This is a genomic window from Croceifilum oryzae, assembly GCF_030814315.1.
In the GTDB taxonomy this organism is placed as follows: domain Bacteria; phylum Bacillota; class Bacilli; order Thermoactinomycetales; family Thermoactinomycetaceae; genus Baia; species Baia oryzae.
The window spans coordinates 78,798-93,123 of record NZ_JAUSUV010000003.1; the positions used below are offsets into that span (position 1 = coordinate 78,798).

The following is a 14,326-nucleotide window of genomic DNA, read 5'->3' on the forward strand; positions in this document are numbered from 1 at the left end:
TTCATTTATCAGTAGAGAGAGGTGAAGAGCTTGGTTAAATATATTACTCGCCGATTGTTAGGAACCATTCCGATGATCGTTCTTATTTCGATCATTCTATTTACTTTATTGCAATTAGCACCGGGAGATCCGTTGGCTGGCAAGTTGGATCAACATGCAGATGCGAATTATATTGCTAAATTAAAAGAAGATTTTGGGCTCGATAAACCGCCTGTGGAACAGTTTTTCTTTTGGGCTAAGAATTTTGTACAGGGGAATTTTGGCGTCTCATTTGATAAGAAAGTTTTGGTTCAGGATTTACTTAGTGAACGTATAGGGAAGACCGTATTTCTTGGTATAGTTTCATTGATTTTTACATATATGATTGCGATACCTCTAGGGATCCTCTCAGCTAATAAACCGTATAGCAAGTTGGATTATACCCTTACCAGTGCTTCCTTCATCGGATTTTCGATGCCGTCATTTTTTGCAGGGCTATTATTAATTTATTTATTTGGATTTCAGTTAGGATGGTTTCCGTACAGTGGTTCGGAGACTGAAGCCTCGGGATATGAGGGTCTAGAATATCTAATGGATCGATTGCATCATGTTATTTTGCCTGCTATGACGTTAGCGATCATTAATATCGCCCAATATAATCGTTATGTCAGGGCAAGTGTTCTAGATGCGAAAGCACAAGACTATACGAGAACAGCTCGTTCGAAGGGACTTTCGGAGAGTAAGGTTTTGAGGAAGCATGTATTGCGCAATGCTTTAATTCCACTCGTTACGTTGTTTGGGATCGATCTAGGTCTCTTATTAAGTGGTGCAATTATAACAGAGACTATTTTTGGCTTCCCAGGAGTGGGGCAATTATATATACAGTCTATTACAACTCGTGATTATCCAGTTGTGATGGCGATCACGATGATGACCTCTATGGCGGTTCTCATCGGAAATCTAATTGCAGATATTTTATATGCATTCGTTGATCCACGAATTAAATATGACTAGGAGGTGACTCTTATGAAGGTTAGTGTTGAATTGGGAAACAAGAAAAGTCTGAAAAAGGAAGAGAAGCATGCCTCTCCTTTTAAGCTAGGTTTTCAAAGGTTCCTACAGAATAAAATGGCATTTATGGGTTTGGTTGTTCTTTCCATCATTGTTATTCTAACTATTGCTTCCCCATGGTTAATCACACATAATCCAGAATTGACAGATCTTACGAGTCAAGATTTATCCCCGAGTAGTGAGCATTTTCTAGGAACAGACTCGATGGGCTATGATATTTATTCCCGCTTAGTTACAGGTGGACGAGTTTCTTTGGTGGTTGGTTTTTGTACCATGTTTTTTACGGTTGTAATTGGGATTACCTTTGGAGCGATAGCGGGCTATTTTGGAGGGAAAATAGACAGTCTCATGATGAGATTTACAGACTTAATGTTGAACTTCCCATTCCTCGTGTTTGTTCTCTTTCTAATCTCTATTTTTGAGAAGACTACCGTTCCGCTACTGATAACGGCCCTAGCGTTGACGTCTTGGCCTACAACGACTCGTCTCGTAAGGGGAATCTTCTTATCACTTCGTGAGATGGAATATGTACAAAGTGCGAAAGCAATCGGGAATAAAAACTTCCGTATTATTTTTAGGCATATGATGCCCAACGCGATTGCACCTATCATCGTAAATGCAACTTTATTGATGGCACAGATGATTAGTATTGAAGCAGCACTGAGTTTCCTAGGATTCGGTATACCTGATCCGACTCCTGCATGGGGAGGAATGTTAAATGATGGAATGGATTATACCATCATGACAGAGCGACCATGGCAATGGATTCCTGCGGGTGTTCTGATTGTTTTAACCGTACTATCTATTAACTTCATCGGTGATGGTCTGCGAGATGCTTTTGATACAAAATCGACTCGTAGATAGAAAATAAATAGATAAACAAAGAAAAAAGGCTATCTAGTCCATCATTTTACTAGATAGCCTTTCCCTATATTAAAGTGCTTGTTCAACTTCACGTACTTCTGGAATTTCTTCCATCAATGCACGTTCGATTCCTGCTTTAAGTGTAATCGTAGAGCTTGGGCAAGATCCACAAGCACCAAGTAGGCGTACGCGAACGATACCATCTTCGATTTCAACTAGTTCTACATCGCCACCATCACGTTGGATATATGGACGTAATTTATCTAAAACCTCTTGTACGCGTTCTTCTAAAGTCATATTTGTTATACTCCCTTCGAGTCAACAATCCCTCACGGGTGAGAATTGTTCTTAATTATTTAATATCCTCATTGTAGAGTTTTTGGTAAATAAAATCAATGGAGATTGTAGGGTTTCTTTCATGTAAAATCTCTCTCTTTTTTTACCCCTAGTAAATTGATAAGATAAATGTAAGTTTTATTTATTTAAAAATGTTTAATTCTATGGAAGAAGGTACTATATGAAAAAGGTATACCGAAATGTGAAAGAGTTAATCGGACAAACTCCGATTGTTCAACTACATGATTCACGTATTCCCATAGGGGTTGAAGTATATGCGAAATTGGAGTTTATGAATCCCGGAGGAAGTGTGAAGGACCGGTTGGGTATGGCCTTGATTGCCGAGGGAGAGCGAACAGGGAAGCTGCAGCCAGGTGGGACGATTATTGAGCCTACTGCGGGAAATACTGGAATTGGAGTGGCGTTAGCGGCTGTAGGCACTGGGTATCGAGTGATTTTTGTCGTTCCGGAGAAGTTCTCTCAGGAAAAGCAGGAGTTAATGCGAGCATTGGGGGCAGAGGTTGTCAATACGCCGACGGAAGAAGGGATCAAAGGAGCGATTCGTAAGTGTCAAGAATTGGCGGAAGAGATTCCGGATTCCTATGTGCCTCAACAGTTTGCCAATCCAGCTAATCCACGTATTCATTATGGGACGACGGGTCCCGAGATTTGGGATCAAATGGATAATAAAGTAGACGTCATCGTAGCAGGGGCTGGTTCGGCAGGAACCTTTGTCGGTGTCACGAAATATCTAAAAGAGAAAGATCCAAAAGTGAAAGCAGTCATTGTAGAGCCAGAAGGTTCTATTTTAGGTGGAGGAGAAGTAGGTCCTCATAAGGCGGAGGGAATTGGCTTAGAATTTATACCGCCTTATTTTGAACATGACTTAGTGGATCAAATCTATACGGTAGATGATTCTGATTCCTTTGCTATGGTATCAGACTTAGCAAGGGAGCAGGGATTGTTGGTAGGAAGTTCATCTGGGGCAGCTTATTATGCTGCATTGGAAGAGGCCCAGAAAGGTAATCCAGGGACGAGGATTGTGGTTATTTTTCCAGATAGTTCAGAGCGATATTTAAGTAAAAAAATCTATCAAGGTGGGGTGTAAGAAAGATGAAGATGGATACAAAATTAATTCACGGTGGAATTTTTGGAGATGAGCATACAGGGGCTGTAAGTGTTCCGATTTATCAAGTATCTACTTATAAACAAGATGGAGTAGGAAATCATAAGGGATTTGAATACTCTCGAACAGGCAATCCAACACGTCATGCACTTGAGGTGCTAATTGCAGACTTGGAAAATGGAGTTCGTGGATTTGCTTTCTCATCAGGAATGGCGGCAATTTCGACGATTGTTAGTTTATTTAGCCAAGGAGATCATTTAGTAGTTGGGGATGATATTTACGGTGGGACATATCGTGTACTAAGCAAAGTCTTTAGTCGCCTAGGAATTGAATCTACTTTCGTCGATACGAGTGTATTATCAAATGTAGAAGCGGCGATTCGTCCTAATACAAAGGCGATCTATATGGAAACGCCAAGTAATCCATTACTAAAAGTGACTGATATAAAAGGACTTGCAATCATTGCAAAAAAGCATAATTTGCTTAGTATCGTGGATAATACGTTTCTAACTCCGTACTGGCAAAACCCACTTGATTTAGGTGCAGATATTGTCCTTCACAGTGCTACGAAGTACTTAGGTGGGCATAGTGATTTAGTAGCTGGTTTAGTAGCTGTAAAAAATGAAGAGCTAGGTGAGCAGTTGCATTTTGTACAAAATTCAATCGGAGCAGTACTCGGACCACAGGATTCGTGGCTGCTTATCAGAGGATTAAAGACACTCGGACTGCGGATGAAAGCGCATGAAGCCAATGCGGTTCAATTGGCAAAGTGGCTGTCTAATCACGAGCAAGTAAGCAAGGTTTATTATCCAGGACTTGTAACCCATACCGGGCATGAAATGGCTAGCATTCAGGCAAGAGGATATGGCGGGATTATCTCCTTTGATGTAGGAAGCGAAGAGCGCGCGGATCAAATTTTAAGTAAAACGAAATATTTTACATTGGCTGAGAGTTTAGGAGCAGTGGAAAGCTTGATTTCTGTACCTGCTCGCATGACTCACGCATCGATTCCAGCAGAGCGACGTGCTGAACTAGGGATTACAGATGGTCTGATCCGGATTAGCGTTGGAGTAGAGGATGTAGAAGATTTGATCCAAGATTTAGCCCAAGCAATGGAAGTGACTGCGGGGAGTAACGTGTGAATCAAACGTCCATAATTGAGGTTTTGGTATATGGGACCAAAGAAAATTGTTCCAGTTGCGTTACCCTACCTTCTGCTGTCGAAACAGCTACTTGGCTTGAAGCGGCTTTGCTAAGAAAATTTGGAGAGCAGGTAAAGGTTCGCTATATCGATATCTGTGCACCTGAAAACGAGCAGGATCAAGCGTTTTCCAACCGAATTATAGAGGAGAATCTGTGGTATCCCGTTGTGGTGATTCAAGATGAAATTCTCGCGGAGGGGAATCCGAAATTAAGGGCATTGTATCAATATATTGAGAATCTGGGTGTGAAACCGATTTAAAGAGTGAAAGGGTAGAGAAACGTGCGGCCACTCATTGAGTTTTGCGTAAACAACGCAACTCCAGAGATAGCAGAAGTAAAAAAGAAGCTCGAAGCGAACCTCGATTACGATGTGCTCGATTATGGCTGTCTAGGGTACTGTGGGATTTGTGCTACACAACCTTATGCCCTAGTCAACGGTGATATGATTAAAGCCGATACAGCAGAGGAGCTACTTATTGCCATTCATAAGGCGATCGATGAAATGGAGATTCGTTTTTAGGAATTAAAAAAAGAAGGGATGGTTACAGAAACCATCCCTTCTTTCTATAAAACGATCGTTCTACTTCTTCATAGCAGGTTCGAACACCTTAATCTCATTATAGAATGTATCACGCTCAACAGGGATTCGGTCCGCACCTTGGATTAGCCAGACGAGTTCATCACGGGTCAATGCGCTCTGAGTAAGAGCACCAACAGCATGACTAATTCGTTCTTCCACTAATGTGCCATGGATATCGGAAACTCCATAATGCATGGATAGCTGAGTAAGCTGCGTACCGATATTAATCCAGTAAGCCTTCACGTGTGGGAAGTTGTCCAACATCAGACGGCTAATGGCAAGCGTGCGCATATCGTCCATCGCAGATGTTCGGCGACGAATCCCTGCGTTAATGCTACGTGGTTGCATAGCAAGTGGGATAAATACGAGGTAACCATTGGTTTCGTCTTGTAGCTCCCGTACTCGCATCATATGGATGAGGCGTTCTTCTTTCGTCTCAATCGATCCATACAGCATGGTAGCATGCGTTTTTAGTCCGAGATTATGAGCGATATGATGTGCTTCTAGCCATTCATCCGTACTTGCTTTATCAGGACTCATTTTCTCGCGATATCGCTCTGTAAGAATTTCCGCACCGCCACCAGGCATGGTATCTAAGCCGGCATTTACGAGAGCGCGCAGGACTTCTTCGGGAGATTGTCCGCTAATCTTCGCGAAGAATTGAATTTCAGCTCCTGTATATGCTTTTACGGTTACATTTGGATAATTCTTCTTTAGAATCGAGATGGTATCGAGATAGTAATCGAATGGTACTTTATGGTTGTGCCCACCTACTATATGAAACTCACGAATATTGTCTGTCATCCGGTGTCCCACATATTCTAATAGTTCCTCAGGAGACATCGTATAGGCGCCATCTTCTCCTGGATCACGGCGGAATCCACAAAATGAGCATTTTGCTTCACATACGTTTGTGGGGTTAATATACATATTTTGAATAAAATATACCTTTTTACCATTTCGGCTTAGGTTTACCTCATTAGCTAGTTGTGCAACCGAGAGCAGGTCTGGCGTCTCGTATAAGTACAAACCATCTTGTAGATTTAAACGCTCACCATGGCGTACTTTGTCTGCAATTTCCTGAAATCGAGTATCCATTTTTGACTCTTCTCCTCTCAAGTCATAAAAAATAAGACGAAACATGCTATGATATTGAGTAACTCAATAACGATTTTCGACTTTGAAAGATGACCTCATTCTAACATAATCGAACGAAAGATGTAATTGGTATCGAAGAAAGAGAGAATTTGGCCAGGAGCGGTCCTTTGTGTCAAGGTTTGTCTGTACAAATCATACAAAAAATAACAATTTAGAAAAAAATGTAAAATAGTGGTTCCGTTTCGTCGAAGGAATGGTGTATACTAGAAAATGGTAGATAGTCCACTTTTAGAAGTATAAAGGGGGGGGTTTCCGTTGTTAAAGCGGAAACTAGAGGAGAAGATTGAGGTAGTTAGACTGCAGATGGAAGAAACAGCCAAAATAATGGGAATAGGTCACCCAATTGTTTATCAGTTAAGTGTTGAGCTTGATCAACTTCATAATGAATGGCATCGTATGTGCGGGGGTAAGAGGAAAAATATCTACAAAATTCGAAAAAATCATATTCATGTGAAAGAATGTTCGGCCATCGAAATGTACCAATATGTCGGTTAATCCTTTGTAAGTAGCTTGAATTGTTCGTCTCCTGAGCAGTATACTTGTGCTACAGGAGGGTGAAATCCATGATTATATTAACAGAGGAAGCTGTACTTAAAGTCAAAGAAATGTTAACTGATACAGATAATCCAGAGCAACAATTCTTGCGAGTAGGTGTTACCCAAGGCGGTTGCAGTGGTCTATCATATAGTTTGGGTTTTGATGAACAGCAGAACCCAGGTGATACGGTACTCGATCTACATGGGGTGAAAGTAATTATTGATGAGACAAGTGGTCCCATTCTTGCTGGCACCGTTATCGATTATAAAGAGTCCATGATGGGCGGCGGTTTCAGCATCGAAAATCCAAATGCAATCGCAAACTGTGGTTGTGGTTCATCATTCCGCACAGCAACAGAGGCTGGAAAACCAGGAGATTGTTAATACAAATAAGAAAAAGCTTTCTTTCAGAATTTGGTCATCTGAAAGAAGGCTTTTTCTTATTTGGTGGATTCATACATGGTTCAATAGGTCGTATCCCGCCTTCGATTACCCAATAGCTGAAATCCCTTTTGTCTCTCTTTGATTTTTCTATCTCGGATCTTATCCCCTAAAATGACATACTCGAACTATGCCCCGGCTGTACCTTCGCCGCAGGATCAATATATCGTTTCGCATTATTTACTGCGGTCGGAGCTTCTCCAAATCCGACTGCGATTAACTTAACCTTCCCTGGATAATGCGCGATGTCCCCAGCTGCATAGATCCCAGAGATATTGGTCTCCATACTAGAATTTACTACGATTCCGCCGTCTTCCACCTGTAGCCCCCAGTTTGCAATAGGTCCCAATGAGGAAACGAAACCATAGCTTACAATAAGAGCGTCCGCATGAATTTCTTCTGTGACCCCTAATTTCTGGTTGCTCAGTGTAATGGAGGTAATCTGACTTCCACCGTGTAGTTCCGTAATCTCTCGCGGTGTAATGACTCGTACAGCGGATTGTTCCAGTAGTTCGACACTATGCTCATGAGCGCGGAACTTATCTCGGCGATGGACCAATGTGACACTTTTGGCAACAGGCTCAAGCATAAGAGCCCAGTCCAAGGCTGAATCCCCGCCGCCTGCTATGACTACGTCCAGTCCTGCAAAGCGTGAAACATCATTTACAAAGTAAAAGAGATTCGTTTGCTCGAATCGAGTTGCATTCGGTAGTGAAATTCGTCTTGGCTCAAATGCGCCACAGCCTGCTGTAATGATGATGGACTTAGAATAATGTGTTTGTTGGTTGGTGACGATCTCAAATAATTGATCATCTCGCTTATGAACCTCCATTACTTTCTCATCTAAACAGTATTCAGGTTTGAATATAGAGGCTTGCTCTATTAACTGATCGACTAGTTCTTGCGCTGTCACTTTTGGAAATCCAGCTACATCATAGATGTACTTATCTGGATAAAGAGCCGATAACTGTCCACCTAATTGAGGCATGCTTTCGATTACTTTGACCGAAGACTTCCGCATCCCCGCATAAAAAGCAGCAAACAGCCCAGCAGGCCCTCCACCGATAATCGTAATATCTGTAGGAATCAACGAATTTTCCCCCAAGGTTTAATTTGATTTGGAATATAAAAAAAACTTAGAAACATTATACCAGAAAGCCAACGTTTTTTCTTACTTATTTCCATATTAGACAGATAAAACGCATAACATTTTAAAATAATCTTTTCGTGGCTATAAAACAAAATAACGGACACAATATATACAAAATCCCTTGCCAAATGTCTAAAGAGGTCATATGATAAGGTTTGGTAATTAGTATATGGAACTCGTTGTCGGGCCTACATTTCTTAGTTTGTGAGAGAATAAACATATTTTGGTATGTGTAATAAGCAAAATGGATGTGATGAATAGTGGCAACGCCTAAGATTCTGGTTCTAGGTGCAGGTTATGGCGGTCTTATGACTGTGAAAGGTTTAACGAGAAGACTTGGAGCTTCTGATGCTGAGATTACATTGGTGAACCAAAACCCTTATCATTACTTTACTACTGAGTTGCATAAACCGGCAGCTGGTACGGCTCATCATGATCACGCACGTGTAAACATTGCCTCCGTGATCAATACAAACCGCGTAAACTTTGTCGTAGATCGTGTAACTTCGATCAATCCAAGTGAAAAAAAGGTGTACTTGGAAAATAATACATTTGATTATGATCACTTGGTGATCGGACTTGGAAGTGCTCCAGAGACATTTGGGATCAAAGGTCTTTTGGAAAATGCCTTCTTTATCCGTAACATTGATAGTGTCCGTATGATTCGTGAGCATATGGAATATATGTTTGCTCGCTATAAAAATGACCCAAAAGAAGAGTATCTTACAATTGTAGTGGGTGGAGCTGGATTTACAGGGATTGAGTATATAGGTGAGTTGGTAGATCGACTTCCTGAACTCTGTCGTGAATACGATCTTCCACAAGAAAAGCTACGGATTGTAAATATTGAAGCAGCACCAACGGTACTACCGGGCTTTGATCAAGCGCTTATTGACTACGCTGTAGAATATCTAAAAGGAAAAGGTGTAGAATTCTACCTTGGCGTACCGATCGAAGAGTGTACAAAAGATGGAGTTGTCCTAAAAGGTGGAGAAGAGATTAAATCATCTACCGTTGTCTGGACTGGTGGTGTTCGTGGTAACAAGCTCGTGGAGGAATCCGGGATTGAAACCATGCGTGGTCGTGTGAAGGTAGATGAAAATTTACGTGCACCGGGTCATGATAACATTTATGTGTTAGGCGATAGCTCTTTAGTCATCCCGAAAGATGGAGAGCGTCCTTACCCTCCAACTGCACAGATTTCTACTCAACAAGGTCAATACCTTGGTAAACACTTACCTCAATTAATGAGAGGGGAAAGTGTTGACGCATTCCAATATGCACCTAAGGGAACGGTTGCTTCTTTAGGTAACAGAGTAGCGATTGGCGTTGTGGGATCTAAAAAGCTGTTCGGTGGTTCGGCGAGCTTTATGAAGAAAATAATCGACATCAAATGGTTATTTCTCTTAGGTGGAATTTCACTTGTTCTACGTAAAGGGAAATTATAGGCAAACAAAAAAGCACTCTCCGCGATGGAAGGGTGCTTTTGCTTATGTTTATAGAGTGTTTAATGCATCCATGACGTCAGAATGTGAGATGCAGGTAAACATCGGTACATCACGCAATGTATAGCGGCTTGCTTCGGTTTCACGAAGGTCTTGTACCAATTGTAAGAAGTCTTTCGGATCGTCCGTCTCAAACGCTACAACGAACTCGTGATCGTCAATCCCGAAGCTATAAGTTGTATTTAGTTTAACCGATGGATAACGGCTTCCTACTTGAATATGCTCATCCATCATCCCTTGGCGGGCTGGGAAGGAGAGTTGATACCAATCGCGTGTCTTAATAAAAGGATAAACAAATAAGTATTTGGATTGTCCTGGGATGATATGGGTTCGTGGGTTTTGATGCTCAGGATCCATTTTATCTACATAAACACTACGTTTGGTAATCGATAGATACGAATACGTAATGGTTAAATATTTCCCTAGACCTGTATGCATGAGCTCAGAGGTCATTTTTTGGAATGTCTCAAGCTCGTTAGCAATTCTCCAAAGCATTAATTCAGCATCAGGGCGAATGCCTACCATTGAATAAGGGAGAATAAAATTCCCTTTCATTCCTTGATATTCTTTTACAACTGCTGCGAATTCTGCTTTCCCTTGCTCTTGCTCTTCTTGCGAAAGACGACGCCAAGCAGGATCTACTTTAAAGAAAGAGAAATTTACATATTGGGTGGGTAACTGTGGACGTGGAGTGCCTTCAGCAGAAGATGGAGCGGCTCCAGGACGCCCTGTAAAGGATGGTCTACCTTGTTGTGGTCTCATTCTTCATTCCTCACTTTTTGAGTAGCCTATTTGTTCAATCATGAACAAAGATCATCCTTATTGTGCCAAAGAAACCATCAAAACGCAAACGTTTTAAGAGTTGACCCATAGAACGAGGTTCAGTAAGATAGAGTTGGTTTTGTTATTAAGCTTTGAACGGAGGATAGTCTAATGGATGCTTCTATGCCGATTTCGATACCACAGTTGGCCGTTTCAATTGTGCTGTTGCTTGTTTTCTTCTTTGGTATTGGCTTTATATTAAATATGATTCTTAAAACGACTTGGCTACCCATTATCGTGTATGCAGGGTTTGTAGCCTATATTGCATCTCAGATGAAACACATCCATTTAGTGGATGTTTCATGGTTAATCGCTGGACTAGTAGGTGCTCTTGCGAGTGGATGGACCATTCAAACATTGCGAGTGAAGGGATATAAGATGTTTTAGTATCACGCACGTACTGAGGAATATGAAAACAGCTCGCATCTGGTAACTAGTAACCAGATGCGAGCTGTTTTATTTACCTATTTAATACCAAACCATAAGCATGATCAATGCGACAAAAATCCCGAACCAAGCACCCACAAATACCTCGATTGGTTTATGTCCCAAAATTTCCTTTAACCGGTTTCGGTGCTCTAAATTCAACTTGGATGTTCGAATTTCGTGGAGTAAGGCCGCGAAGTCGTCAATTAGTTGATTGATAGCTTGGGCCTGCATACCTGCTTGCCTGCGAACCCCTGTAGCATCATACATGACAATGATGCCGATGATGGTGGCGATCGCAAAGGAAGTTGTATGAAAGCCTTGTGTAATCCCGATGGAGGTTGCCAGTGAAGTTACCGCTGAAGTGTGCCCGCTAGGCATTCCCCCTGAAAGATAAAACCATCTCCAATTCCACTTTCGATGTAGCGAGAAATTCCATAAGACCTTTACGAACTGAGCTAAGAAAATAGCAGTAACAGAAGTCCATAGGCAAAAATTATCGAAGAGTTGAGCAAACAAGATCACATCCTCCTTTCCCTCCGATTGAGTTACCTAATGAGTTCATTTTCATGATCTACTTGGTTTTATCAACGTATGCTTGGTAAGCCTTTTGTTCATCTTTAATTTGGCTTTCTAATTGGGTTCTAAGCTGTTCTAATTTCGCATACTCTTTCTGATCGATCTTGTGCATGCCCATCTTCCCTTGGCTTAGCTCAAGGTAAAAGTCATGCTCCTGCTTTAGTACAAGCTCACTTTGTTGATAGACTTGCTCTCTTTGATTCGTCGCTTTCTCAAATTGAGAGATGAGCTCGGTTGCAGAAGGACGGTAATCAGATGGAATTTCGTTTAGTTGCTTCTTTAACTCTGGAAAGGTGGTTTTACTTTTTGCAAGCTCTGTTTTTTGAAGTTCAGTTGTTTTTTGTTGTTCTTCAATTAATTGAACAATTTGTTTTAGTGCGTCCTTGTTGTCTTCAATCGCAGGCTTTAGTGCCAGAACCATGTCTTTTTCCTTTTTAAAGATTTCGGAAGACGTAGCAGATAATTCTCCGTATTTCAGATTACTTGTCTGTACTTGATTAATCTTTTTATTAAATTCTTGTAATGCTCCATTATGAAAAAAGAGCATATAAGCTACGGTTAACAAGACAGCTCCTATCCCGATCACTACTGATATAAGGGGTAACCTCTTTTTGAAATCGAACTTTCTATTTTCAACCCTATCTTTTCTGTTCATAAGTAAACCTTCTTTTCTATAAAATATGATCTATAAATTATATACGATAATATTTTCTTATCTTGATTGATTTGAGGCATGAAAGTGAATTTTTTATCCTCTATACAGAATATAATATCCATATTTGGAAAAGTCATGAATCCTTAACGAATGATAATAACAAAATGTATGCGAATGAATGCTTATTCATGAATGGACATATGGTTAAATATAAGCTTGATACATATTGATCAAAATATAATTAGCTAGGGGAGAAAATCCATATATACTGGTATATAAGGAAAGAAAACGCTTACAATTTGGAGGCAAGAAGTTTTACAAAAAAAACCTGTATACAACAAATATAAATAAATATAAAATCATGCTAGTACTTATGAAACGACATAAATTTGACACTATCATTTATTAAGGGGAATCGAATTATGATGGAGACAACTCAGAACGGTCTCAAACGTTCCATGAAAAGCCGTCACTTGTTTATGATTGCACTTGGTGGAGTACTCGGAACGGGTTTCTTTAATATGTCAGGTTATGCAATCCAAACTGCTGGTCCACTTGGATCCGTATTGGCATATTTAATTGGCGGACTCATTATGTATTTCGTAATGCTATGTTTAGGTGAATTATCGGTAGCGATGCCAACAGCAGGCTCTTTCCAAGAGTACTCAACCCGCTTTATCGGTCCGTCGCATGGCTTTGTAGTAGGCTGGTTGTATTGGCTAGGCTGGGCGGCAACAGTGGCCTTAGAGCTTGTGATGATTGGTGGAGCTATGCAACGTTGGTTCCCGGATATTCATATTGTAATCTGGTCCATTTTATTTGGATCTGTGATGTTTTTAGTAAATGCATTCTCGGGACGTAGTTTTGCTGAAGCAGAGTTTTGGTTTGCAAGTATCAAGATCTCTGCGGTGGTATTGTTTATTCTCATTGGTGGAGCGGCTATGTTTGGCTTCATAGATATCAAAAGCGCAAGTTCAGCTCCGCTATTTTCTAATTTTACAAAAGACGGACTTTTCCCAACGGGGATTGGTTCTATCTTCGTTACGATGCTCGCGGTAAACTTCGCCTTCCAAGGAACCGAGTTAGTCGGGGTTGCAGCAGGCGAATCGAAGGATCCAGAACGTGTTATTCCACGTGCGATTCGTCAGACTGTATGGCGCACGATCTTATTCTTTGGATTAGCGATGACAGTACTAAACGCTATTGTACCGTTTAAGCAAGCCGGTGTACTCGAAAGTCCATTTGTTTTTGCACTCGAACAAATCGGCGTTCCCTATGCAGCTGACATTATGAACGGAGTCGTGTTAGTGGCTCTCCTTTCCGTAGCAAACTCGGGTCTATATGCATCAAGTCGTATGTTATATTCCTTATCGGGTAATAAAATGGCGCCAAAAGCATTTGGGAAAATTAATGCTTCAGGGGTACCATTTATCGCTTTGATAGTCAGCTTTGCAGTAGCAGCCCTTTCTTTCCTAACTTACTTCTTACCATCTGATAAAGTATATCAAGGACTGATGAATATCGCTGGTATGACTGCTATTCTCTCTTGGATCATGATCTGTGCATCTCAATTCTTTTTCCGTCGTAAATATCTTGCGCAAGGCGGAAAAATAGAAGATCTAAAATATCGTACACCGCTGTATCCGTTTGTACCGATCTTTGGCTTCATTTGTTGTGTTGCTGTATTTGTAAGTAACTGGTTTGATGAAGCAACTAAGATCTATGTTCAATATGGTGTGCCTGCTGTGCTCGTGATGTACCTTGTTTACTTCTTATTTATGAGAAAGAATGGCGAGGAAATCAAGAAGCAGAAAGCGGATTTCATGCCGATTATTAACATAAAGAGAAACGAAAAGGCTTAATCGGATGAGAGAAAGAAAACCTTGCTATAGTTG

General features: G+C 40.9%; 17 protein-coding genes. 11 read left to right on the top strand and 6 right to left on the bottom strand.

The genetic code is table 11. The features are described from left to right. The first annotated feature begins 21 nt into the window (after window positions 1-21). Together J2Z48_RS03600 and opp4C are read left to right on the top strand one after the other, a co-directional pair. A complete protein-coding gene (locus J2Z48_RS03600) occupies window positions 22-993 on the top strand; it encodes an ABC transporter permease (RefSeq protein WP_307251148.1) in 972 nt (323 codons plus the stop codon). 12 nt (window positions 994-1,005) lie between these two features. Beyond that, window positions 1,006-1,914, top strand: coding sequence for an oligopeptide ABC transporter permease (gene opp4C / locus J2Z48_RS03605; RefSeq protein ID WP_307251151.1), 909 nt, complete (start codon window positions 1,006-1,008; stop codon window positions 1,912-1,914). Between the two features lie 69 nt (window positions 1,915-1,983). Here opp4C and J2Z48_RS03610 read toward each other — a convergent pair whose 3' ends face one another. After that, complete coding sequence (locus J2Z48_RS03610; protein WP_131849634.1) at window positions 1,984-2,211, bottom strand: NifU family protein; 228 nt, start codon at window positions 2,209-2,211, stop codon at window positions 1,984-1,986. A 220-nt stretch (window positions 2,212-2,431) separates the two neighbouring features. Between J2Z48_RS03610 and cysK the strand changes: the two genes are divergently transcribed. The 4 genes from cysK to J2Z48_RS03630 are packed head-to-tail and all read left to right on the top strand — an operon-like array spanning window position 2,432 to window position 5,099. Beyond that, the gene (gene cysK / locus J2Z48_RS03615) at window positions 2,432-3,358 is read left to right on the top strand and encodes a cysteine synthase A (protein WP_307251160.1); all 927 of its coding nucleotides are present in this window, start codon (window positions 2,432-2,434) and stop codon (window positions 3,356-3,358) included. Between the two features lie 5 nt (window positions 3,359-3,363). Further along, window positions 3,364-4,518: a bifunctional cystathionine gamma-lyase/homocysteine desulfhydrase gene (locus tag J2Z48_RS03620; RefSeq protein ID WP_307251162.1), complete on the top strand. Its 1,155-nt coding sequence runs from the start codon at window positions 3,364-3,366 to the stop codon at window positions 4,516-4,518. Next, window positions 4,515-4,838: a DUF1462 family protein gene (locus J2Z48_RS03625; RefSeq protein ID WP_307251164.1), complete on the top strand. Its 324-nt coding sequence runs from the start codon at window positions 4,515-4,517 to the stop codon at window positions 4,836-4,838. The genes J2Z48_RS03620 and J2Z48_RS03625 overlap by 4 nt, the downstream gene beginning before the upstream one ends. Window positions 4,839-4,859: 21 nt before the next feature. Then, the gene (locus J2Z48_RS03630; protein ID WP_307251166.1) at window positions 4,860-5,099 is read left to right on the top strand and encodes a YuzB family protein; all 240 of its coding nucleotides are present in this window, start codon (window positions 4,860-4,862) and stop codon (window positions 5,097-5,099) included. Between the two features lie 60 nt (window positions 5,100-5,159). On the opposite strand, the gene mqnE is transcribed toward J2Z48_RS03630, so the two are convergent. Further along, a complete protein-coding gene (gene mqnE / locus J2Z48_RS03635; protein ID WP_307251169.1) occupies window positions 5,160-6,257 on the bottom strand; it encodes an aminofutalosine synthase MqnE in 1,098 nt (365 codons plus the stop codon). A gap of 315 nt (window positions 6,258-6,572) precedes the next feature. Between mqnE and J2Z48_RS03640 the strand changes: the two genes are divergently transcribed. Beyond that, window positions 6,573-6,812 carry a Spo0E family sporulation regulatory protein-aspartic acid phosphatase gene (locus tag J2Z48_RS03640; protein ID WP_307251171.1) on the top strand — a complete coding sequence of 80 codons (240 nt, stop codon included), beginning with the start codon at window positions 6,573-6,575 and terminating at the stop codon, window positions 6,810-6,812. A gap of 68 nt (window positions 6,813-6,880) precedes the next feature. Then, complete coding sequence (locus J2Z48_RS03645; RefSeq protein ID WP_307251174.1) at window positions 6,881-7,237, top strand: HesB/IscA family protein; 357 nt, start codon at window positions 6,881-6,883, stop codon at window positions 7,235-7,237. A 166-nt stretch (window positions 7,238-7,403) separates the two neighbouring features. On the opposite strand, the gene J2Z48_RS03650 is transcribed toward J2Z48_RS03645, so the two are convergent. Then, entirely contained in the window at window positions 7,404-8,384 is a 981-nt protein-coding gene (locus tag J2Z48_RS03650) for an NAD(P)/FAD-dependent oxidoreductase (RefSeq protein WP_307251176.1), read from the bottom strand. A gap of 320 nt (window positions 8,385-8,704) precedes the next feature. Between J2Z48_RS03650 and J2Z48_RS03655 the strand changes: the two genes are divergently transcribed. Continuing rightward, on the top strand, window positions 8,705-9,892 hold the full coding sequence (locus tag J2Z48_RS03655) for an NAD(P)/FAD-dependent oxidoreductase (RefSeq protein ID WP_307251177.1): 1,188 nt from the start codon (window positions 8,705-8,707) through the stop codon (window positions 9,890-9,892). Window positions 9,893-9,940: 48 nt separating this feature from the next. Here the strand turns inward: J2Z48_RS03655 and J2Z48_RS03660 are convergent, their stop codons facing one another. Further along, window positions 9,941-10,711: a chlorite dismutase family protein gene (locus J2Z48_RS03660; protein WP_307251178.1), complete on the bottom strand. Its 771-nt coding sequence runs from the start codon at window positions 10,709-10,711 to the stop codon at window positions 9,941-9,943. Between the two features lie 171 nt (window positions 10,712-10,882). On the opposite strand from J2Z48_RS03660, the gene J2Z48_RS03665 reads away from it, so the two are divergent. Continuing rightward, the gene (locus tag J2Z48_RS03665) at window positions 10,883-11,158 is read left to right on the top strand and encodes a YuiB family protein (protein WP_307251179.1); all 276 of its coding nucleotides are present in this window, start codon (window positions 10,883-10,885) and stop codon (window positions 11,156-11,158) included. An 81-nt stretch (window positions 11,159-11,239) separates the two neighbouring features. Here the strand turns inward: J2Z48_RS03665 and J2Z48_RS03670 are convergent, their stop codons facing one another. Both J2Z48_RS03670 and J2Z48_RS03675 read right to left on the bottom strand, forming a co-directional pair. Next, window positions 11,240-11,722: a divergent PAP2 family protein gene (locus J2Z48_RS03670; protein ID WP_307251180.1), complete on the bottom strand. Its 483-nt coding sequence runs from the start codon at window positions 11,720-11,722 to the stop codon at window positions 11,240-11,242. Between the two features lie 49 nt (window positions 11,723-11,771). Further along, entirely contained in the window at window positions 11,772-12,431 is a 660-nt protein-coding gene (locus J2Z48_RS03675) for a hypothetical protein (protein WP_307251182.1), read from the bottom strand. A gap of 425 nt (window positions 12,432-12,856) precedes the next feature. Here J2Z48_RS03675 and J2Z48_RS03680 point away from each other — a divergent pair, with 425 nt between their 5' ends. Further along, window positions 12,857-14,293, top strand: a complete 1,437-nt coding sequence (locus J2Z48_RS03680; RefSeq protein ID WP_307251428.1) for an amino acid permease — start codon at window positions 12,857-12,859, stop codon at window positions 14,291-14,293. Window positions 14,294-14,326: the final 33 nt, after the last annotated feature.